General features: G+C 41.4%; 18 protein-coding genes. 2 read left to right on the top strand and 16 right to left on the bottom strand.

Annotated elements, in window-relative coordinates; all coding sequences use genetic code 11:
• Nucleotides 1–29 precede the first annotated feature (29 nt).
• The 16 genes from AC37HE_RS01785 to dnaK form a co-directional block, all read right to left on the bottom strand.
• A complete protein-coding gene (locus tag AC37HE_RS01785) occupies nucleotides 30–1121 on the bottom strand; it encodes an efflux RND transporter periplasmic adaptor subunit (RefSeq protein ID WP_500781057.1) in 1092 nt (363 codons plus the stop codon).
• A gap of 3 nt (nucleotides 1122–1124) precedes the next feature.
• Entirely contained in the window at nucleotides 1125–4382 is a 3258-nt protein-coding gene (locus AC37HE_RS01790) for an efflux RND transporter permease subunit (protein WP_500781058.1), read from the bottom strand.
• Nucleotides 4383–4439: 57 nt separating this feature from the next.
• A complete protein-coding gene (locus AC37HE_RS01795; RefSeq protein WP_500781059.1) occupies nucleotides 4440–5036 on the bottom strand; it encodes a thioredoxin domain-containing protein in 597 nt (198 codons plus the stop codon).
• Between the two features lie 32 nt (nucleotides 5037–5068).
• Nucleotides 5069–6226, bottom strand: coding sequence for a DUF4934 domain-containing protein (locus AC37HE_RS01800; RefSeq protein WP_500781060.1), 1158 nt, complete (start codon nucleotides 6224–6226; stop codon nucleotides 5069–5071).
• A 99-nt stretch (nucleotides 6227–6325) separates the two neighbouring features.
• Nucleotides 6326–6646 carry a hypothetical protein gene (locus tag AC37HE_RS01805; protein ID WP_500781061.1) on the bottom strand — a complete coding sequence of 107 codons (321 nt, stop codon included), beginning with the start codon at nucleotides 6644–6646 and terminating at the stop codon, nucleotides 6326–6328.
• Between the two features lie 170 nt (nucleotides 6647–6816).
• Nucleotides 6817–8496: an O-antigen ligase family protein gene (locus AC37HE_RS01810; protein WP_500781062.1), complete on the bottom strand. Its 1680-nt coding sequence runs from the start codon at nucleotides 8494–8496 to the stop codon at nucleotides 6817–6819.
• Between the two features lie 617 nt (nucleotides 8497–9113).
• Nucleotides 9114–10769, bottom strand: coding sequence for a tetratricopeptide repeat protein (locus AC37HE_RS01815; RefSeq protein ID WP_500781063.1), 1656 nt, complete (start codon nucleotides 10767–10769; stop codon nucleotides 9114–9116).
• Nucleotides 10770–11138: 369 nt separating this feature from the next.
• Nucleotides 11139–11837 carry a hypothetical protein gene (locus tag AC37HE_RS01820; protein WP_500781064.1) on the bottom strand — a complete coding sequence of 233 codons (699 nt, stop codon included), beginning with the start codon at nucleotides 11835–11837 and terminating at the stop codon, nucleotides 11139–11141.
• An 18-nt stretch (nucleotides 11838–11855) separates the two neighbouring features.
• A complete protein-coding gene (locus AC37HE_RS01825; RefSeq protein ID WP_500781065.1) occupies nucleotides 11856–12791 on the bottom strand; it encodes a relaxase/mobilization nuclease domain-containing protein in 936 nt (311 codons plus the stop codon).
• Nucleotides 12781–13143 (bottom strand): plasmid mobilization protein, encoded by a 363-nt coding sequence (locus AC37HE_RS01830; protein WP_500781066.1) that lies wholly within the window; start codon nucleotides 13141–13143, stop codon nucleotides 12781–12783. Before AC37HE_RS01830 ends, AC37HE_RS01825 begins: the two co-directional genes overlap by 11 nt.
• Nucleotides 13144–13290: 147 nt before the next feature.
• Entirely contained in the window at nucleotides 13291–14016 is a 726-nt protein-coding gene (locus AC37HE_RS01835; RefSeq protein WP_500781067.1) for a hypothetical protein, read from the bottom strand.
• Nucleotides 14017–14358: 342 nt separating this feature from the next.
• The gene (locus AC37HE_RS01840) at nucleotides 14359–14712 is read right to left on the bottom strand and encodes a helix-turn-helix domain-containing protein (protein WP_500781068.1); all 354 of its coding nucleotides are present in this window, start codon (nucleotides 14710–14712) and stop codon (nucleotides 14359–14361) included.
• 112 nt (nucleotides 14713–14824) lie between these two features.
• Nucleotides 14825–15505, bottom strand: a complete 681-nt coding sequence (locus AC37HE_RS01845; RefSeq protein ID WP_500781069.1) for a hypothetical protein — start codon at nucleotides 15503–15505, stop codon at nucleotides 14825–14827.
• An 82-nt stretch (nucleotides 15506–15587) separates the two neighbouring features.
• Entirely contained in the window at nucleotides 15588–16850 is a 1263-nt protein-coding gene (locus AC37HE_RS01850) for a site-specific integrase (RefSeq protein WP_500781070.1), read from the bottom strand.
• A 14-nt stretch (nucleotides 16851–16864) separates the two neighbouring features.
• Entirely contained in the window at nucleotides 16865–17416 is a 552-nt protein-coding gene (locus AC37HE_RS01855) for a helix-turn-helix domain-containing protein (protein WP_500781071.1), read from the bottom strand.
• 210 nt (nucleotides 17417–17626) lie between these two features.
• On the bottom strand, nucleotides 17627–19537 hold the full coding sequence (dnaK, locus tag AC37HE_RS01860) for a molecular chaperone DnaK (protein WP_500781072.1): 1911 nt from the start codon (nucleotides 19535–19537) through the stop codon (nucleotides 17627–17629).
• Nucleotides 19538–19791: 254 nt separating this feature from the next.
• Here dnaK and panB point away from each other — a divergent pair, with 254 nt between their 5' ends.
• Both panB and AC37HE_RS01870 read left to right on the top strand, forming a co-directional pair.
• Entirely contained in the window at nucleotides 19792–20607 is an 816-nt protein-coding gene (gene panB / locus AC37HE_RS01865; protein WP_500781073.1) for a 3-methyl-2-oxobutanoate hydroxymethyltransferase, read from the top strand.
• A 77-nt stretch (nucleotides 20608–20684) separates the two neighbouring features.
• A complete protein-coding gene (locus AC37HE_RS01870; RefSeq protein WP_500781074.1) occupies nucleotides 20685–21377 on the top strand; it encodes an RluA family pseudouridine synthase in 693 nt (230 codons plus the stop codon).
• Nucleotides 21378–21407 lie beyond the last annotated feature (30 nt).

Consider the following 21407-nt stretch of genomic DNA (forward strand, 5'->3'; position numbering starts at 1 on the left):
GGTTTAAAAGTTTACGGGGAACGCTTGTCTTAATTCTCTTTGATGACCTGCACCGGTGAAAGGTGTGCCAGGTTGAAATGACCTTCGATAATGACATCTTCCCCAGGACTGATATTTTTGTTAATTACTGTATATTCTGAATTGGTCTCGCCCACATCCACGTAGCGCCAGAAAGCTGTATCGTTCTTCTCTACAAATACCACGTTCCGCTCCTGCCGAAGGGTAACAGCTTCTTTGGGAACATAAATTTTGTTTCCCATTGGTTTGTGCACCATTACTTTTACGTTCATGCCTTCAGTCAACCGACCGTTTTTATTGGACACCAGCGCTTTTACGTCCACCATGCCATTATCGGCCACTTTGGGGTTAATTTCAAACAACCTGCCGTGCAGCGTGTCGCCCTCAAAAGCAAACGGGACCACTTCCACATCCATTCCTTTTTGGAGTTGGGCCATTTCAGCTTCCAGCATGGGAAAACTAACTTCAAACTCCCGGTTATCAATCAGGCTGCAACAGTGATTATAACTGGTCGTTTCGTTAAAGACCCGGGCTTCGAGGTCGGCAACAACCCCCGCAAAAGGGGCTACCACCTTGGTTTCGTCGAGGTTCCGCTTGGCCAGTTTAACCTCGTTCACGGCATCCTGATAGCCCGAACGGATTAGGGCCATTTCCATAGTTGCCTTGGGGATCGACGCCGAATCGTTCATGGAATACCCCTGGTTCAGCAGGGCCTCTTCCAGCGCCAGGTAGCACTTTTCTTTATTCCTTAAAGCCTTTTCGTAATTGTATTGTTGCTGCGAATCTTCTACAGCAGCCAGTACATCGCCGTTGGACACGCGGTCGCCGTTGGAAACATTGACAGCAACAATTTTTCCCGCTTGTTCAAAGTTCAGGGACGCTCCCTGCCGGGCTGTAAGCCTCCCGTTGTTCTCAAATTCTTTATAAAAAATTCCCTGGCGGGCTTTCGAGGTGACCACCACATTCACATCTTCAGTATACTCCAGCTTACCAACGGCATTGGCTTGTTTCGCTTCGCCACTGCTACAACCGGCCAACAGGGAAATGCCCAATAAAGCCCAAAGCAGGGGCACAGCGTTTATCGTTTTCAGGTTTAACATCATGGATTAGTTTTTTATCGTTACAAATAGAATTCTTCGTTGTTGTTTCCGGGCAGCTTTTCGTCTCAACCATTTAAAACTCCTTAACCGCTTCGGTTTAATTCCCCTCACAAACAGCGGGAGGATGACCACAATGGCCACCATCGAGAACAGAAGACCCCCGATGGTACCGGCAGCTAGGCTAAACCAGAATGCTTCCTTCTTGCCCCCCGAAAGAAAAGGAGCCAGCCCCAGCACAGTCGAAAAAAGGGTGAGTACCACCGGCACCAGTTTGTTATTGTAAGCTTTCAGATACGCCCTCAAAGGAGAGAGGCAGGCAAAACGTTTCCGCATAGTATTCAGGTCGTTCAGAATATATAGAGCCGAGTTAACCGTCAGCCCGCTTAAAAGCAGCAATGAAGCATAGCCTCCCTGGTCGAAACCGAAATCGAAATACCAGAAGGTGAGGAATACCCCGATAAATGAAAGCGGAACCATCATAAGCACAGCCAGGGGCTGCAAAAGGGAACCAAACACAATGGCGCAAATAAAAAAGATAATCGCGGCGACCAGCAAAAGCATCCAGACCTGCGTTTGGTCTGCTTTTTCGTCCAGCCAGTTCCCGCCCTGGTAATATTGTTGTTTAATCCGGTAACCAACAGGCAGCTCCTGTACCAGGCGCTGTTCAACCTGCCCGATAATGTATTCTTTCTGCCCGTAACTCCCGATAAAATTATATTCGACCACCATGGTATATTCCATGTTTTCTTTGTTGATCAGGTCTTGCTCCCGCTCTTTGCTGAAACTACCCAAACCGTTTAACCGGGTTACACGCTTGTTACCCAGGTCAAGGGGCAGGTTGTTGATTTCCCAGAAATCGGGGAGCGAAGTTTGCCCCGGTAACAGGTAAACGGTCTGTTGTTCCCTTCCTTTGTAAACGGGCATTACCCAGTCTTCATCCCTCGACAGATCTGACAAGTCGCGCAGTACCCAGCCTTGCGATATGCCGGTACGCCGCATCCGGTCCATATCCAAATCCAGGTAATACTCGCGATGGACATTGCCCCCCGAAGTTGACCGCCCGTTAATGAAAATGGAATTTTCTTCCACCCGGGGGATTTCTTCCAGGTAACGTTTAACCTTTTGGGCATAACCTTTCAGCGCCTCCAGGTTATAGCCATACAGCTGGATGCGGCTGTTGCGGTAGCCCTCGTTCAGCGAATTGTCGAAAGCGCGCCCCACTCCGCTTACAGTCCAATCGGCGCTCCCCAAATCGATGACTTTGCTTTCGACTTCGCTCTTAAGCGTGAACGGGAACCCGCCAAACTCGTATTCCGGCTTGAACAACACTGTTATCTGCGCAGATGAAGGGCTGTATATTCGGGTTTCAAACTGTTCTATCTCATTATAATTTGAAAGAAAATTCTCCAGTTTCTCAAACACCTCGTTGGTATGCTCCAGCGTGCTGCCATCGTTCATTGTTGCCGAAATGTTAATGCTTGTCCGCCGGTTGGAGCTACTAAGGGCCTGGTGCTGTACCTTCTCGGTAAACAGGCGCAAACTTCCCCCAAGCACTATATCGGCAACCGGTTTAATGTTTTCGAGGTAGAACTGGGCGCCCAACGTTTTATTGTACCAGTTAGTGTACCAATGACGCTCCTGGAAAGAGGCAGGTAACATATAAACCGGAAGCCCAAAGCCCAAAACGGCAAGTAGCAACAGCGCCCAGCGGAACCGCGCCATCAGCCGGATTGACTTACCGTAAAAACGGGTCATCTTCACTTTCCGGCGCATGCGCCGGTAGGTGCGCCTGGTTTTTACTTTCCGAAGGAGCATTTTGTCGAGCAGGGCCGGTATAAAAAACAGGGATACCAGCAGCGATACCGCCAGGTTAATCATGATGACCCAGGCAAAATCAATGAGCCGCAGTTGCAAATCTTCGTCCAAGAAGAAAACGGCGACCAATGCTCCCATCGTTGTCAAAGTAGCGGCGAGGATAGCCCGGAACACGCTAATGCCATGCCCGTTGCGCAGGTGGTCGGCCATAACGATGGTATTATCGATAAGGATGCCCAGCGAAATGGTGATACCAGCCAGCGAGTACATGTGGATTTCGATGCCCAGCAAATAGTAAAAAATAAAGGCTATTAAAATGTTGGCCAGGATGCTGAAACTGATTACCAGCAGGTAACGCCCGCTTCGGCTGACCAGCAGTACAAAAAGCAATAAAATAGCCACCGATGAAAGGATGCGCAGGATAATTTTGTTGAGTTCTTCTTTTAATTGCTCCGAACTGTCGTAACTAACATTAATGCCGTAACCTTTGGGCAATTGGGCGCGCATTTCCCCGACCTTGTCCTTAACCAAACCGGCTGTGACAATCTGGTTAGCACCCGGCGTCGATTGCACCACGATGTTGACCGTATTCAGCCCGTTGATCCTGTAAAAACTCTTCGGTTCGCTTTCCCGCTCTTTCACTTCCACCAGGTCTGTCAGTTTGAACAGGCGCCCCTGGTGTTTGATTTGGATGTCGTCCGGCTTAAACTTGTCGGCCCCCCAGCCTGAAAAAGTAACCGGCACAAAGGTCTGGTCGCCCGAAAAAGTTTGATCAGCTACCCGCCCCAGGTTCGTCTGGCTGTAATATTCGCGGATTTGAGAAGCCAATTCCGATACCGCAAGCCCGATATTTTTGAGCAGTTCCTTGTTGTACACCAAATCAATCCGGCGCGAATTGCCCCCGTAAACAAAAACACCGTTTACCCCCGGCAGTTCCGATAAGCGGGGTGCCAAGTATTCATTCGCATAATTGCCTATTTCGCTGTTCTGCCCCAGGCCGCTCATGGTAAAAGTAAGCAGGGTTTCAGCCTTTTCTTCCTCATCCGGTCGGCTGGCCCGTATTTCCGGGTAGCTCACCCGTTCCGGTAGCGAGGGAAAAACCTGCCGGATTAAAGTGGCCACCTCGAAACGGACGGCATCCATATCCGCTCCCTTATTCATCTCCATACTTATCCACCCACTACCGGCCGATGTCCGGGAGGTGAGCTTTTCCAGGCCTTCAACCCGCGACAACAGACCTTCCAAACGGGAAGTCACTTCGCTGTCGATAACCACCGCATTGGCCCCCTGCATTTGGTAGCTTACCGTAACTGCCGGCTTACTCCGCCCCGGGTACAATCGTAAGTTGACCAAAGGCATTATAGCTAGTCCTATTATAGCCAATACGATGAAAGTGGAGACAAGAGAGAAAGACGACAAACATCTTTTAAAAATGACTACTGCACTCATAAGTCAACATTCGCATATAGCGCTAAAAACTCTTTATCCCTGTAATTGTAAGAATTATTATTTTAAAAAATACCTTTCTTTGATGACAGACAAATACCTGTCGGTTAATTCTGGCATTTCTTTTTCAGGAACAAAGAATTGCTTAGTCTTCATTTCTTCATCCAAAATGAAAAGAAAAGGGATGTTTGCTTTTTCGAGAGGTAAACCAAGAATATTTCGGTTTTGTGTTGCGTATGGCATCTTTCCAAACATAGCATCTGAAACTCTCATATTCTCGTCATCATAAATCAGCACTATTTTACCGTTAGTCTCAAAATCAACAAAGTAGTTCTTAAGTCTGTCTAAAGTGAAATTTACGCAAGCAGAGCAACTAAATATTGAAAACCGAAATACTAAAACTGGAGATTTAGCAACTATATCTTTTAGTTGGATATTATCATCGCTAATTTGAAGTCTACAATTATTCACTGCTCGTATTTCATTTTCATACACACACGTTGTCGATATGTCTCGGAATTTTTGGGTCATTAAAGCTTTGACTATTCTCTGCTTTTCGATACAGTTATCTTTCTTACTGTTTTTTGTCATAAGCACCAGATTTATGACAAGTAATCCAACAACTGAACTTACCATGACAATTTTATATATTTTCATTTCCTTAAGTGATATTGCTTTAGATTTTGTTATTATTCTAAGACATTGGATTTCAACCTAAGTTTTAAAAGTACAGGATTGTCTTCTATCGAGAGATTTTTGACAATTGTTTTGTCCAAATCAGAAAACCAATCAGTAGGCTTGGTTTTTAGACTTCGAGTATCAACAACTACAACAATCGTATTATCCTCAACGAAAAATGCTTTGTTAAAAAACAGCAGGTTGCTCAATTGTCCATCAAATAAAACGTATTTCCCATTCATCTTATTAAATATTATTGTTGAAGGTTTTCCTCTATAAAGAAAATTAGTTAATATATGACTACTATTTTCCAGCCCATTCTGAAATTGTACAATATATTTACTCATATAATACTCCTCATTCCCTTTTGCTTCTTTCCATGAAGAATATCCTTTAACTTCATCCAACAATGGTGGATTTTCATAATCAAAGTTATTCTTACCAAAATCCCATTCATATTCTAAATGGTATCCTCCAGCATCTATTGAATATACTTTATTTGAATACGCTTGAAAATAGTGTACTACATCATCTCTAGATAAACTTCGAAAACTACCGAAAGGAATTTTAGTTCTAGCCCATTGAGGAAATACTTCTTCTTTAAGTATGAACCCTCCCTTTTCTCTGGAATATAATAATCCCTCTTTTTCTGAGAATTTCGAAATAAAAGCAATTGTTAAAGAGTCAACTATTTCTATTCGCGTAACGGAAGATATATCTTTATCTAGGACATCTAATTGGGTTACGAACTCACCACAATGATCATATATTCGTAATTTTTTCCCATCTATCATCTCTATGTTATTTGTGTAGGGGTTGATTGTAAAGTCAGTTATGCCTAGATATTCTCCTTCGCCTCTCCCGACCCTTTTCAGTTTATGTACGAATTCACCGTCGAGATTAAATGTAAATATTGAGTTTTGAGATTGGTCGAGAAAATATATATCCCCACTATTATAGACTACTTTATTTATGCGTCCTAGAAGTATCTCATTTGAAGTTTCAAGAGGAGCTATAGCTGGTTGTTCAAATAAATCTTCCATCTCATATCTTTTCAGCGTGTTCATGTCAACTACATATTTCTTATCGCTTCTATTAATTTCCTGTTTAACCCCACATCCAACTAACACGCACACCATTAAAGATACATAATATATAAATTGTGCCATTTTTTGTATATTTGATAGTATTCACTCTCATTGAGTGAATACTATTTGTTTGTTTTAAAACTTTGTTGTTATTAATTACCTCTGTAAACAAGACAGGCCTCACCAGCGGTTAACGCAGGCTTCATGGAAATCACAACAATCTTCAGGATCACCAGTTGGTTGACACATTATGTCTTGATCTAAGCACGGAGTACGTATAGGATCATCGGGACAACAATCGTACCTATCTCCAGGATCATCTGCATAACAAATCCCTTCCTGACCAGAATCACAAGTGACAGTACTCTCCTCTCCAACAGCTGACGAAATTCTTACTAAAGAGCCTAAGAATTCACTTTGGGAATCCATTTTGCCACTAATCAACACCAAATTGAGGGCTATCACCCCAAATAATATAAAAGACAATACTTTATTTTTCATTTTTTTTAGTTTAGTTTGAATAACATATATCGAAAAATTAAAATGTCATAAGACCATTAGGTTATTTAAGCTAGTATCTATCTCATTATCACATCCTTCCTTTTTTTTCAAGGGATGAACGGTAAGCGGAACATCATACACCTGCTTTCGATCTTATCCCTTTGGATTTGTTACTCATTCATTTGCAAGCTTGCATCGCTATTTATGAGTTGTTGCATTTTTGCTTTTATTTCATCAATAGCTTTTGAGGGCACTTTTACTTCTTTGCTGAGTAGCTCTTTTGCCATTGCTATTGCCTTTTCTGTCTGCCCTGCTTCCGCGTATAGTTTGGCCCAAAGGTACCGTGGATAAAACTTATGGGGAACGGTATTGGCTGCCAGTCGGTATTGTGTTTCTGCTTTGGCATATTCTCCAATGGCCTGGTAACAGTTGCCCAAGGCAATGCCGGTAAATTCGTCGTTGTAATAGTTCGTGGCTTGGGTGAGCACATCTATGGCTTGGTGGTACTTTTCTTCCATAGCCAAACATTTACCGTATTGCTGCAAAAACAGGCCGTTATGGCGCAAAACAGAATAAGCCTCCTCAAAGCTTTCGTTGGCTTCAGCATAAGATTGTATATTATACAACTTATTAGCTTCGTCCCATACCCAATAAGCTCGCTTTAGACTAGGGCTGTGCAAGACATAGAACACGATCGACAAACTAATAACAATAAAAATTGAGAATCTCATGATTGGGACCAAAACAGGTCCAATTTCAACCGAGCCCATGGGATGAAATGCCGCCAATATAGCAAGAGACAAGAAGAACAGCAGCGTCACTGGCAACGAGTAAAACGGGTACGAAAAACAGCCAAACACCAAAACACCAACCACTGAGGCCCTGGCAGCTCCTGCGGTTAACCGGTGCTGCTGCGATAAAGAGGCAGGTAGATTGAAGAATAATGCATAACCGACACCCAGCAAGAATAACGCTAAGCCGATTATGCCCGTTTCAGAAGCAGTTTGCATAAATTCGTTAAATACCCAACGCACGCTTCCAGCCAGCATCTTTTCGTTCTCCGTTCCGTTGCCCGCAGCAAAATAGTTTGCTTGGACCGGAGCCAGGGTTGCTTGAGCCGTGTTAAAGCCATGCCCAATTACCGGGCGTTCCGCAATAGTATGCACTGCAACCTTCCAAATTAGCAAACGTCCGGAAGCCGAATCTTTCTTGAACAGGTAAAGAGTGGTAAGTACAGTAAACATCAAAACCGGGACAGCCCAATAAGCCAGTCTCCTTTTTAACGGGGTATTCAATACCCTTTTGACATATAACAAGGGATGATAGCGGAAAAATAACCAAACCAGCAACACGGCCCCCAAGCCCAGGTAAGCCGCCCGGCTCCGGGTGGATGGGATTGCAACCAGGATCAGGCAAACGGACAGATACCCCAGCCAATGTATAATTTTGTTGATTGCGGAATTTTGCTTAACCGACGAAAGCAACAAAGCAAAGGGCAGTGAAGCTACCAGGAAGCCCGCATAGGGCGCCGGGTTAAAAAAGTGCCCCGAAATTTTAAACTGCCCGTGATAAATGGGGGCCAACCCGTAAAGTTGGAGTATTCCTAACGCGGCCTCGGCTAATGCAACAAGAGCAATTACCAGTAACGGGATTCGCATAAGTTGTTCCCAGCCTCGGGTTGTTATTTCTTTTAGTAATGTGGTTGCCAGAAAATAAAAGACAAAACAGCCAGAGAACCAAAAGAATTTTTCGTCATACCAGATACCTCCTTCTTTCCCTCTTACTAAAGTCCAAACACCCCAAGCCAAAACAGCAAGTGTCAATTTATCAATTTGCTGTGCCTTATTCATAAAGTAGATAGGTAAGCATGCAATAACAAACACAATCATCCACCTGGAAAAAAAGAATATCTTCCCCATTCGTGTAGAATCATACAACTCTGAATCTACGATTAACGGAGCTATGAACCCTGCCGATAGCACAATTATGATGAAAACATGCAGATAATATGACACAGTCTTACCCCCCATATTATGTTACAACGATATTAGTTAGTTTGATAAAACCAATTAAACTCTTGCCGGAAAATAGCAGTTGTGTAAACCTGAACTTTTATTCGAAGAGTGTATTTAACAACTCCCAAAACCAGGATTCTGATGGAACTTCGCTAGAAGGCGAAGGATATATTTGCCCCGGTGGTTCTTCAACCGATTCGTCTGCGCATGCTGATAGCATCTCCAAATTTATTTGTGCGTGACTTTCCGAACGATAATTCGGGGATATAAAGAAGTTTAAAAGAACAAACGCACCGAACAAAGAAATAGTAATTTTCTTTTTCATCGTAATTTTAGTTAGTAGTAATGACTTTTTTCTGATCTGCTACAAATGTAAAATACCACGAATAAAAATTCTATTTCTGGCTGGGGTGTAAAAGGGTGTATTTTGTTGTGTGAATATTAAGGGGCTGTTATTCAATAGCTTTCAGGAAGAGGTAGATTTCAGTCGCGTCTGCTAGTAACAACTTGTCACGGATTCTTTTTTTTGCGCTTTTAATAGCATCATTACTTACATTACACAAATCAGAGATCACGTAATTGCTCAAATTAAAATAGATACACATACAGTATCTGATATCCGTTGGCGTAAGACCAGGAGCTTTTTGCTTTAAACTCTCCACCCACCTTGGGAGCAATACCGAAAAGTGGACTTCAAATTCCATCCAGTTTTTAATCTCTCGATTTTCGACAGAACTTAAGAATTCGGAGATTCGGATCGATTTGTTATACCGACTTTTCACATCCTCCATTTGGTTAATTAATTGTTTGTTGTCGCTTTCTGATTTCCGAAATGATGAAAGTAAAATATCAATTTGCCCTTGAATTTCCATCTTCTCCTTTTGCAATTTCTCTCGCGTACGCTTATCCCGTTGAAGCAGTTGCCATCCCAATATGACCAGGCTAAGTGATAGAAAACTAACTACTATTATAATCAGGATACTGCGTTGAACTTTCAGCTTAAGATTAGATTTGTCTTTTTGAAGCTCGGAAAATTTGTAGTGAGCACCTAAAGCAAATAATTGATTTCGTTTCAGTTCACTAACCCGTTTGGAATCTAACACGAGAAACTTTTCTCTCATTTCAAAGGCTTTTTTATAGTTGCCGGTTTTTACATACAGAAAAACCAAATTCTGCAGGCACTCATTCATAGCTCTGGTATCATTAGCCTTATCGGCTTCGTTTAAGACTTCAATCGCTATTTTAATCGCATCGTCAAACTTTTTTTGTTTGATATACAAAAAAGCTTGAGCAAATTTATAGCGCAGCCTTTCGTTTAAAGTAGGTGTATGTGAGTACTTCTTGGTTGTAAATTGATCGTAATATTTCTGCACCTTTTCTGAATGGTCTTTCTCCATCATCTTATACAGAAGGTTAAGTTCCCATTTATATACCTTGGCCCAATAGTCTCCTTTTGAAAAGGATTCAATCGCTCTTTGAGTATAATCAATTTGGAGAGTTTGTTTTTTTTCTATAAAAGCAAGTGTCGCATAGAATAGCCCGTCGTATAAAGGATCCTTTAATTTTTCGGAGTCTTCTTGAATTCTCTTCTTCAGTTCTTCTCCGTCGATTCCGATAAGATTGCTATATCTTAAAAGGCCAAGGGAAGAATAGAATCTCAAAGTGGTAAATCCATTAGTGCTAAAATAGGCATCACAGTCAACGTACATTTCCAATGCAACACCTTCTAATTGGAGGAGTTCGAAAGCAAATGCCTTTACCAGCCGGCTAATATGGAGATGATATTCGTCTTTGGCCTCAATAAAAACCAGTTCCGCTTTTTCAATGGATGAAATGCTATTTCGATATTCTTCCTTATTATATTGCGCTAATCCCTTTATCGTATTTATTCTTGCTGCTGCAATCGGTGAGAGGTTTGTGGTATCTAATCCGTTTATTAAAGAATCCAGGTTTTCAGCATTGTGAAACATTTCCCCTTCTATCTCGGTCAATCTCTCAGACAATGAATTATTTTTAGGCGAATCTTTTAACCCACAGCTAACCAATATGTACATCATCGCTATTGTGACAAAAGATCGAGAAAATAAAGAGTATTTTATGTAGTTCATTTAGGTATAGTTCTGTTAGTTTACTGACATAAAGACAACTCTTGACAAATTAATAATAATATTTAACATCAATACAAGGGAACAAGTCCACAACAAAAAGCATAAACATTTCATAAATTATCCAAACTAAAGATAGGAATGGACTATTTGGGTGATTTAACCAAAATAATAATGTTGTATTGGCAATACAACCAAATACTGCTCCAACGAAAGTAAAGATCTATGTTTGCCTGCAAATTTACCGACAATAAAGGATTAAAGTGTAGACTAGAGTATCAACCAATCACTAGGTGTAATCTACAAAACCCCTCGCACTTAACTTTCTAAAATCCCTTTCCGAAACGCGGCCAAAATTTAGAGAGCTAATCCTCATTTCGATCCTGTTCCATTGCTTTCACTCTCCAACTTTTTTCGTTCCAATTTTTCCATCTCCTGCTTCACTAATCGCTCGTAGGTCTCAACCTGTTTGCGAATAACCGAAATACTATCCCTATTTCGTTCATAAACAAAAACAGTCTCCAATCGAGAAAGATCTTGAGCCTTTGCCTTTCCTTTCATTTTGACATATCTATACTTCAGGTCATTATCTTTTAAGAGAGCATTATTATTGAACTGCCAGATATTAGCGGCAATTAAAGAGAGAATAATCAAAACCAAAGCAATGATGGTCACGGCAGTCTTACTACTTCGAAAATCTACGATAAACACGTGCTCTTTGCGGACGGTAACATTTTCATTAGCTTGTGATAGCTCAATCTTCCTGCCGATACCGTTTAGGATAGATTTTAACTCATTTGACACCACAAATAGCTTACCATGAATTTTTTCGATGGTATAGGCCGTGACTTGGGCGATATCACTCCTGAGTTCCTTCATTTGTTCTGCTGAAAAATCCTTCCGCCTAACGGGCTCTTGGAAGCCATCCGTTTGTCCCCTCAATTTCTCGATACCAACATCTGGATTTGACTGATCATTTTCGGTATTTCTCTTGCCCAATTCATCAATCTTTTGTTTTAATTCTTCAAAAAGAGCATAAACTACTGAAGAATCCATTTTCCCTGTTCCCATAATCCTAATTTTAATTCGTTACAACCTGCGCCCCTTTTTCCGCCTTTTCCGTCTTTGTGCCTCTTCTCGTAATTGTTCCCTATTGTCTCCAACATTCCCTGGAGAAGCTTTCAGCATATTCAACAAATCTCCCATCACGGAAGCAGCTGTTCCCCATGAAGAAGAAAATGCCTTCCCACTGTGAAGCTTATTTGCGTAACTCGGAAAGGACAGAACAGGCATCAACCTGGCATTTTGTTGCAACTGATAATTAATCTTGGAATAGCTGAAAGCCCGGTCAATTTTTGATCCATTGAATTTATATTCATCCTTCTGAAACCGCACGCCTTGAATCTTATCCGTACTCCCATTCTTCCGAAAATCGAGAGAAATACCGGATTTCCAAAGTTCAATTTTCAACTCCTGCCAATTTCTGCAGTTGGGCAAAGCCGATTTTAAAGCATTATAAATTTCATATTTAACCTTATCTGCTCCTTTGAGTCGGTGTTCCTTCACATTCTCTTTTCCAGCAGCAATATAAAGACCGTGTTTCTTCGTCAATTCCATACAAATTCTGGAATTCCGCAGTTTTTCGTTCTGATCCGAAATCCTCTTGCCATCATTGTCAATCCGGTTTATTATCAAGTGAACGTGTGGGTGTTCTGTGTCATGATGCCGAACAATAATATACTGTGTATTTTCGTAATCCATCTTTTGTAAATATTCCTGCGCAACATCGACCATAAGCCGATCTGTCAACCTTCCCTTATCCTGGACCGAAAAATCCAATGATATATGTGCGACGGGCTTTGTCACGTTTGGTCTTAGCTTGCTTTGGGTGACAAAACTTTGTGTAATGGATGCATTATCTTTCAACCGCACTCCTTCTGCATAAATTAGATTGGCATCCTTCTTATTGAGAACATAGTTCACTGCTCCCTGAAATCCTTGCCCTTGTACGATTTTAGCAATCATCCTCAATCCGTATAATCAAATTATCCAGTCGCTCAGTTATCGTAAACAAATGTTTCTGGACTTCAAAAAAACCAGCCGCATTAGCGGTTCTCGCAATCTGATTGATATTATTGGCCATTCCACATAGCTGTCGAATGTATCCTGCCAATTCTGGTGTAAGCCGTTGTTTCACCACTCCCGACTGAATACATCGACGAATAAATTCACTGCGGTTAACACCTGCCGTCCGTGCTTTAGCTTTAAGAGAATAATATTCCTCAGTAGCCATCTTGAGAGTTACTTTATAGGCCTTCTTCTCCGAAGGCTTTTTGGCTGGCCTCCCATTAATATTTCTATTTTTAATCGTTTTCATTTGAATTGGAATTTGAAAATAAATGAGACCGACGGGATGTTTTTTGCTCTTCGGAGCAAGGTTTCGGTCTGACCGAAGCACAAACTTGCTTCATCAACAAATAGAGTCCTTTCCAATAATCTCAGCGTCCGATTTTCGATCTTCATTTTACCTCCTCCTGCTCTCACCTGGTAAGGTGATGAAATTGAACATGGCCTTAAGCCGATCGCCAATCATCCCTCCATAAAATTCATCAGATGAAAGCGTGTTCAGTGCAAAATTCGAAGTTCCATGGGTGATCGCTCCAACATCACTTCTGAGACTTAATAACTCGGAAATGGGACGGGTAATATTCCCGTAATCCTGAATCGCTTTTGGTTCCCGGCCAAATTCATCAATGATTAACGGTCTTCTTACAAACGTCGCCAGCGACTGCTTTCGAATTTGGTCTTGCAATTCAACCGATTTCACAAACAGCAGCAAGGGGTAATTAAGACAATACTTTTTTACAATGTGATTATGAAGAATTGAATAGGTTTCCAACAGAACAGTCTTGCCGCAACCGTATTTGCCCTGCAGTAAGATCCCTTTTGTTAAATCACCAAAAAAGGAAGGATTATTGGTCGTATAAAAGTAGAACTGTTTGATTATTGGTTCGTTGTTATCATCAATGATAAAATTCTGGTCCTGATTTCGCTTCAGCAGGCAAATGCTTCCAAATGTCCGAAACAGATTCAGGAAGTCGGAATATTCCAGAGAAAGAAACAAACGCCGTTGGGTTATCTTTTCTCTTTCATCGATGATAACTCTTTGAGCATCTTCAAGCAGAGCACCACAAAATCCCCGATTAGTCAAAATCACTTCCGGTGTGGACAAATCCTTTCTTTTCTCCATTAGAATCGATATTAAAATTTCTGTCTTTTGTCTTACTATTGTATGGTGAGAGTTTAAGGTTCGACCTAGGTGTCAGAATCTGATACTTAGTTTTGACCCTAAATCCACCCCCTGGGGCGAAGTCTAACAAGCCAGCTTCTTTCAGTCGATCTCGTGCAGATTTCAGTACCTGTAACGAAATATTCGCATGAGCAACCATTCGTTTATCCGCGAATTCAATCCACTTCGGCCAATACGAACGATTTGCTACGTGAATCAGGAAGAAAAACAATCGGGTCTCGTTTCCTGAAAAGTTCTTCTGTTCATCAACTCGCCAGAAATTAGTGATCAGTTCGAACAGATTCATCTTCGTAGGCCTTTATAACGTTTTTGGTATTCTGAGCTTGCTTCCCGTTCAATCTCCTGAATCGTTTTCTTTTTCCCATGGGTTATCCAGTCCAGTAGCTCATCTTCAAAGAAATAAAGCTTCTTACCATTTTTGTAGCATGGCAGCAATCGCTTGCGAACGAGGGTATAAACGGTTGGTTTAGCTTTACCGATAATCCGGCAGGCATCATCAATACCGATAGGTATGCGTTTGGGAGGATTTAATGGCTTATGCTCTTTTGCCATCAGTGATTTTATTTCGGCCACTTCGTTGACCAAATGAGCAACTGCTTTCGGCAGATTCTCAAAGGAAATTTCATTTGCATCCATAACTTTTGTTTTTGATCGTTATGCTGCAAATGAAGCCCGTGTTTTCTGGGTGTTTGTAATGCCACAGAAAAAACACGCAAGAAACACTACGGATGGTGATAATTTCTAATCTTTATTCCGCTAGGAGCTCCTTCTCAATTTTTATGATTCCTTTTGACTCGTCGTCTTTCAGATGTCGCTTTATCGTTTCAACCTCTGCATCTTTGAGTACATCTTGAAATACACTTTTTAGGAATAAAGCAAGTTCAGTCTGATTGCTGACTTTTTTGAAATTCCAGATATTCCATCCAAAATGGTAAATATCCAAGTTTGATAATTTGATTACACTGATCTGTTGTGTAACCGACAATTGCTTCCCGTCTAAATAATTAGCTATATAATGACAGAGCAAATCCAATTGTTTATTAGAAGTATATGGTGCAAATTTCTGTTGAGTGTATTTTATCACAACTTTTTTTAAGTTCTGCTCTTCTTCAGCCAACGCTTGCAGACTGTCTTCCCTAATTTTATTAGAGTCCTTTACTTCAACCGGACTTGGCGCATATATCTTTGTATTCTTGCGGTAGAAAAGTATCCTTTTAGCGATCGCTTTATAAAGGCCGTCGATAACAAGCATGAGAATACCATAGCTCATAAACAACAAAAAAATAGTTGCGAAAAAAATAACATTTGCTGTGAATTCGTCAATTCCAAGTGCAAGAACGGATAATCTGACAAAAACGGCCATCACGGTGCATCCAAATAAGATAGCCCCTAAAACAACAATGTATTCAATGTATTTCGGTTTCAGCATTTGTGTGATATATCGGTTTTTGGAGCAAGATATTCACTTATTGAGAAACTTTTATCATAAATATTCCCAAAAGGAACATTTTTCACCCATTCTTTGATCTTATTTCATCTAATTGAATAGCCTGTGCGGCTTTATTTTTCTTATCGTCTACCACTTTAGCATAAATCTGAGTGGTTTTAACATTTGTATGCCCTAACATTTTACTAACAGTGTAGATATCAGTACCACTTGACAATTGCAAGGTAGCGAATGTATGACGGAAGCAATGGAATGTAATATTTTTTTTAATCCCTGCAGCTGTAATCCACTGCTTGAGTGGACGTGATATCCATGAAGGGTCAGGTAAACCTTCAAAAACATATTGCTCCGGGGATCTTGGAGGTCCACAAAGTTCCAGGGCTTGTTCTGATATAGGAGTATACTCAACACCCTTTGTCTTTTGCTGAGTAAACTGGAGTAAGGCTTGTTTCCCATTTTTGCTAATTTCTCTCCACTGAAGTTTCTGAATATCCGAGTGACGTAATCCTGTTAGTGCAGAAAACAAAGCTGCTCTTTTAAGAATATCCCTTTCACATGGGGTTGCGGCAAGGGTGTTAAGTTCGTCAACGGTCAAATATTCTCGACGCGATTCCTGATCCCTCAATCCTTTCATTTTAGCAGCTAAATCTACAGTCAAATAGTCGTCAATGAAAGCTTGTTTGACAGCAGCCTTAAAAATAGAGAAATAAGTCCCAGCCGTATTATGTGAGATTGTTCCACTTTTCTTATGCCCCGCTGGAGCAGACAAAAGAAACTGTTTAAATTCTTCGGCCATACGGGTATCAATTTGCGAAAACAGAAGGGTGTCACCGGCAAACTGTTTCAAAAATACATGAGCTCGTTCCCAATTAATTCGGATAGACTTTGAACTATTCTTCCCGTGGCGTCGATCAATTAACCTTTCAAAATAATCGATAAAATTTTGTTGAAGTCGCTCTTTTTGTTCTGACAGCGCTTTCTCTGAATCACTGTACAAATCAACATTATCATATTCACGCTGTCTGAGCTTGCGTACACCATCTGCATACAACATCGTTTCTCTGTCGAGCTCACTTTTGCAAATAACAACACCGTTGTCATCTCGTTTGGGCCTGTATGTCTTCTCTCCATCAGTAGAAGAACGAGCCACTCTCTTCTTATCCCATTCAACAGAGGTAACTATCCTGTTCAAATATTCTCGTTTTCGTTGCGGTTTACTTTTACCGGGAACAAATACCGGATAGCTCTCAATATAAACATACCACTCCTTGCGATCTTCAGCTTTCCGAAGTCTCACCGTAACCTTCGTGTTTGATAGTTCTTTCATGAGGTGTCCTCCTATTATCTAGAGTTGTAAATACTATCGATTTCTGTTTTTGGCGCGTAAACAAATTTTCCAATTTGTCGAATTGGGATAGAGAATTTACGAATATGTTTATAAACGGAACTATCAGAAATGCCAAATTTTTTAGCAATTTCACCGATCGTGTAGCAATCCTCTCGCTCTAGACGATATAATTTCACTGCCGGATTCTCTTTTGTTGGCAATGTCTTCGGTTGATCCGGAAACATTTGTTCTACTGTAACACGATCAATTCTCACAAGACGAGTACCTAAATTGATCGCCGGAATTCTTCCTTGGCGGACAAGTCGGTACAAAGTGCTTTTTGCAATACCCAAAAGAGCAACTGCCTCCGGTACTGAAATATAAGGACGGTCATCTGGAATGCTTTCAATTACAGCTCTCCTTTGATCTTCCTTTTTCTTCTGTACTTTCCTTTTGCGATATGCAACATCGCTACAATGCCTCGAACAATAAACAGAAGTCACCGTCTTCGGAGTGAACAGTTCGTTACATACTTCACATTGTTTTTGAATTTTATTTATCACCATCTTCACCATCATTTAAGTCTCACTATTATCCTTAAGGACTCATATGTTCCACTTCGTCGTGAATTAAGTTCCGGTACAGATATGGTACAAATATAGGCCAAAATTCAATGAAAATTCGCCTGAAACAATAATTTAATAAAAACAAAAAGCGCAGTAAGTAAAAGACTTACTGCGCTTTGGCAATTATTAGTAATTGTTATTTATTGTACCCTACTTGACTTCTTCAAAGTCAACATCAGTAACTTCACCATCCTGGCCAGACTGTGCATTTCCTGCTTGAGCACCTGCATCAGGTCCTGGTTGTCCTTCTGGTTGTCCTTGCTGAGCATTATACATTTCCTGAGAAGCAGCCTGGAACACTTGGTTCAACTCGGCAGTTGCAGCATCAATCGCAGCAACATCCTGCGCTTTATGTGCCTCTTTCAGTTTATTTAATGCAGCTTCGATCGGAGCTTTTTTATCAGCCGGCAATTTATCGCCAAACTCTTTCATTTGCTTTTCAGTTTGGAAAATCAAACTATCAGCTTGGTTCAGTTTATCAATTTTTTCGCGTGCAGCTTTGTCTGCATCAGCATTTGCAGCTGCTTCATCGCGCATTCGTTTGATTTCATCATCACTCAAACCGGAAGAAGCTTCGATACGAATTGACTGTGATTTTCCGGTTGCTTTATCTTTCGCACTTACATGCAGAATACCATTAGCATCAATATCAAAAGTTACTTCAATTTGAGGAATACCACGCTGTGCTGGCGGAATACCATCTAAGTGGAAGCGGCCAATTGTTTTGTTACCGTTTGCCATTGGGCGTTCACCTTGCAGAACGTGAATCTCAACTGACGGCTGGTTATCGGCTGCAGTGGTGAAAGTTTCTGATTTTTTTGTCGGGATCGTAGTATTCGCTTCGATCAATTTTGTCATGACACCACCCATTGTTTCAATACCCAATGAAAGCGGAGTAACATCCAACAACAAGACATCTTTCACTTCACCAGTCAATACACCACCTTGGATCGCAGCACCAATTGCTACAACTTCGTCGGGGTTAACACCTTTTGAAGGAGCTTTACCGAAGAACTGTTGCACTTTTTCCTGGATAGCAGGAATACGTGTTGAACCACCAACCAAAATCACTTCGTCGATGTCAGAAGATGACATACCTGCATTTTTCAATGCTTTACGACAAGGTTCAATTGTAGCGTTGATCAATGTATCAGCCAATTGCTCAAATTTGGCACGGCTCAATGTTTTTACCAAGTGTTTTGGAATACCATTCACCGGCATAATATATGGCAAGTTGATCTCCGTTGATGTAGAACTTGACAACTCGATTTTTGCTTTCTCAGCAGCTTCTTTCAAACGTTGCAAAGCCATTGGATCCTGACGCAGGTCAACACCTTCTTCATTTTGGAATTCCTGTGCTAACCAGTCAATGATCACCTGGTCGAAATCGTCACCACCAAGGTGAGTATCACCATCGGTTGATTTTACTTCGAATACTCCATCACCCAATTCAAGGATTGAGATATCAAATGTACCACCACCCAAGTCGAATACAGCAACTTTCATGTCACGGTCCATCTTATCCAAACCATAGGCCAATGAAGCGGCAGTAGGTTCGTTGATGATCCGGCGAACTGTCAAACCGGCAATTTCACCAGCCTCTTTGGTTGCCTGACGTTGAGCATCGTTGAAGTATGCAGGAACTGTAATTACAGCTTCTGTTACTTCCTGACCCAAATAATCTTCAGCTGTTTTCTTCATTTTTTGAAGAACCATTGCTGAGATTTCCTGAGGTGAGTACTTACGATCATCAATTTGTACTCGAGGTGTATTATTATCACCTTGCACAACAGTGTAAGGTACACGTGAAACTTCTTTATTTACCTGGGAGAAACCTTCACCCATAAAACGTTTGATTGAATAAACCGTTTTATGTGGATTTGTGATCGCCTGACGTTTTGCAGGATCACCAATTTTACGCTCTCCACCTTCTACAAAAGCAACAACTGACGGAGTTGTACGCTTTCCTTCACTGTTAGGAATTACAACCGGCTCGTTACCTTCCATTACGGCAACGCAAGAGTTGGTTGTTCCTAAGTCGATTCCAATAATTTTTCCCATTTTTATCTTTAGTTTTTAATTCTATTTCTAATTAAAATTCTGAACTCGGTGTGATTTATTCAATCACCATGCCAAGTAAAAAACCTTGCTTTCGGGTGAAAAATTGGCACAAACGTCCCAAGCCTGAACTTTATCACTGACAGTTTTGATGACAAAACGACATAGACAAACATGTCAGTGCTTTATCCGATGGCAATACCGACACATTCAATAAAAGTTACTTACTTTGCATGTTGTATTAATTTAATTGTGAGATGTCAGTACATAAAGAAGTAAAAAGGGTAACCACTCATGTTTTGTCAGAGATGAAACTGAAGGGTGAAAAAATTTCCATGTTGACTGCCTATGATTACAGTATGGCAAAATTGGTCGACCAGGCAGGAATTGATGTTGTCTTAGTTGGTGATTCGGCTTCGAATGTGATGGTCGGAAACGAAACGACCCTCCCTATGACTTTGGATCAAATGATCTATCACGGGGTTTCAGTTCGCAAGGCTGTTAACCGGGCTTTAGTTGTAGTCGATCTGCCCTTTGGAACCTACCAGGGTGATAGTAAAGAAGCTTTGAAATCGGCCATCCGCATTATGAAGGAAACAGCTGCCGATGCGATTAAAATTGAAGGCGGAAAAGAAATCATTGAATCTGTTAACCGTATCCTTTCGGCCGGTATCCCCATCATGGGTCACTTAGGATTGATGCCACAATCAATCAACCGCTACGGAACTTACTCGGTTCGTGCCAAGGAAGAAGAAGAAGCTCAAAAATTAATCGAAGATGCCAAATTACTGGAAGAAGCCGGTTGTTTCTCTGTTGTGCTTGAAAAAATTCCGGCCAAACTAGGAAAACAAGTCTCTGAAATGTTACGCATCCCCGTAATCGGTATTGGTGCCGGTAACGGCGTTGACGGTCAGGTTTTGGTGATTCATGACATGCTGGGTATCACTCAGGAATTTTCACCTCGTTTCCTACGACGTTATGCAAACCTGGCAGAAGATATAAAAGGTGCCGTCACACACTATATTAACGATGTAAAATCGAAGGATTTCCCGAACGAACGAGAACAATACTAATCAGTTCCAAGTTCTGAGTTTCAAGTTTTAAGTTGTGAAACTTGGAATTTGAATCTTCGAATTTGAAATTTTAACCTATGCAAGTAATATACGAAGATAACCACCTGATTGCTGTCAATAAAGCATGTGGCGAGATTGTACAGGGTGACAAAACCGGCGACGAACCTTTAATTGAAAAGGTTAAGGCCTATATTAAAAAGAAATATAACAAGCCCGGCGATGTTTACCTGGGATCGCCTCACAGGCTGGATCGCCCGACAAGCGGGATCGTACTTTTTGCACGGACCAGCAAAGCGCTTACCCGCCTGAATGAAATGTTTCAGGATAAAACAGCCATTAAGAAAACCTACTGGGCTGTTGTCGATATTTTACCGGAAGAAGAGGAAGGCACACTGGAACACTATCTTTGGAAAGATGAGGGAAAAAACAAAAGCTTCGCCTCAAAAAAACAAAAGAAAGGATCGAAACTGTGCAGCTTAAGTTATAAGCACAAAGCCAGTTTGAACCGTTATCACTTGCTGGAGATTGATCTGCAAACCGGTCGTCACCACCAAATCCGGGCACAGTTGCTAACAATTGGCTGCCACATTAAAGGCGACCTGAAATACGGTGCTGCCCGCAGTAACGAGGATGGAGGTATTCACTTACACGCCCGTAAGCTGGAGTTTATTCACCCGGTGAAGAAAGAACCCATCACTATCGTGGCTCGCCCTCCCAAAGGCGACCCCATTTGGGATGAACTCGTTCAGATTAAAGAACTAAAGAATTAATTTCAGATACAGACTCCGTCAAGCAATTGG

It is taken from the genome of Mangrovibacterium sp., assembly GCF_059905295.1.

Bases quoted from the DNA above. Each gene is read 5' to 3' on its own strand.
- AC37HE_RS01785 (WP_500781057.1), bottom strand. From the start codon at position 1,121: ATGATGTTAAACCTGAAAACGATAAACGCTGTGCCCCTGCTTTGGGCT.
- AC37HE_RS01790 (WP_500781058.1), bottom strand. From the start codon at position 4,382: ATGAGTGCAGTAGTCATTTTTAAAAGATGTTTGTCGTCTTTCTCTCTT.
- AC37HE_RS01795 (WP_500781059.1), bottom strand. From the start codon at position 5,036: ATGAAAATATATAAAATTGTCATGGTAAGTTCAGTTGTTGGATTACTT.
- AC37HE_RS01800 (WP_500781060.1), bottom strand. From the start codon at position 6,226: ATGGCACAATTTATATATTATGTATCTTTAATGGTGTGCGTGTTAGTT.
- AC37HE_RS01805 (WP_500781061.1), bottom strand. From the start codon at position 6,646: ATGAAAAATAAAGTATTGTCTTTTATATTATTTGGGGTGATAGCCCTC.
- AC37HE_RS01810 (WP_500781062.1), bottom strand. From the start codon at position 8,496: ATGAATAAGGCACAGCAAATTGATAAATTGACACTTGCTGTTTTGGCT.
- AC37HE_RS01815 (WP_500781063.1), bottom strand. From the start codon at position 10,769: ATGAACTACATAAAATACTCTTTATTTTCTCGATCTTTTGTCACAATA.
- AC37HE_RS01820 (WP_500781064.1), bottom strand. From the start codon at position 11,837: ATGGGAACAGGGAAAATGGATTCTTCAGTAGTTTATGCTCTTTTTGAA.
- AC37HE_RS01825 (WP_500781065.1), bottom strand. From the start codon at position 12,791: ATGATTGCTAAAATCGTACAAGGGCAAGGATTTCAGGGAGCAGTGAAC.
- AC37HE_RS01830 (WP_500781066.1), bottom strand. From the start codon at position 13,143: ATGAAAACGATTAAAAATAGAAATATTAATGGGAGGCCAGCCAAAAAG.
- AC37HE_RS01835 (WP_500781067.1), bottom strand. From the start codon at position 14,016: ATGGAGAAAAGAAAGGATTTGTCCACACCGGAAGTGATTTTGACTAAT.
- AC37HE_RS01840 (WP_500781068.1), bottom strand. From the start codon at position 14,712: ATGGATGCAAATGAAATTTCCTTTGAGAATCTGCCGAAAGCAGTTGCT.
- AC37HE_RS01845 (WP_500781069.1), bottom strand. From the start codon at position 15,505: ATGCTGAAACCGAAATACATTGAATACATTGTTGTTTTAGGGGCTATC.
- AC37HE_RS01850 (WP_500781070.1), bottom strand. From the start codon at position 16,850: ATGAAAGAACTATCAAACACGAAGGTTACGGTGAGACTTCGGAAAGCT.
- AC37HE_RS01855 (WP_500781071.1), bottom strand. From the start codon at position 17,416: ATGGTGATAAATAAAATTCAAAAACAATGTGAAGTATGTAACGAACTG.
- dnaK (WP_500781072.1), bottom strand. From the start codon at position 19,537: ATGGGAAAAATTATTGGAATCGACTTAGGAACAACCAACTCTTGCGTT.
- panB (WP_500781073.1), top strand. From the start codon at position 19,792: ATGTCAGTACATAAAGAAGTAAAAAGGGTAACCACTCATGTTTTGTCA.
- AC37HE_RS01870 (WP_500781074.1), top strand. From the start codon at position 20,685: ATGCAAGTAATATACGAAGATAACCACCTGATTGCTGTCAATAAAGCA.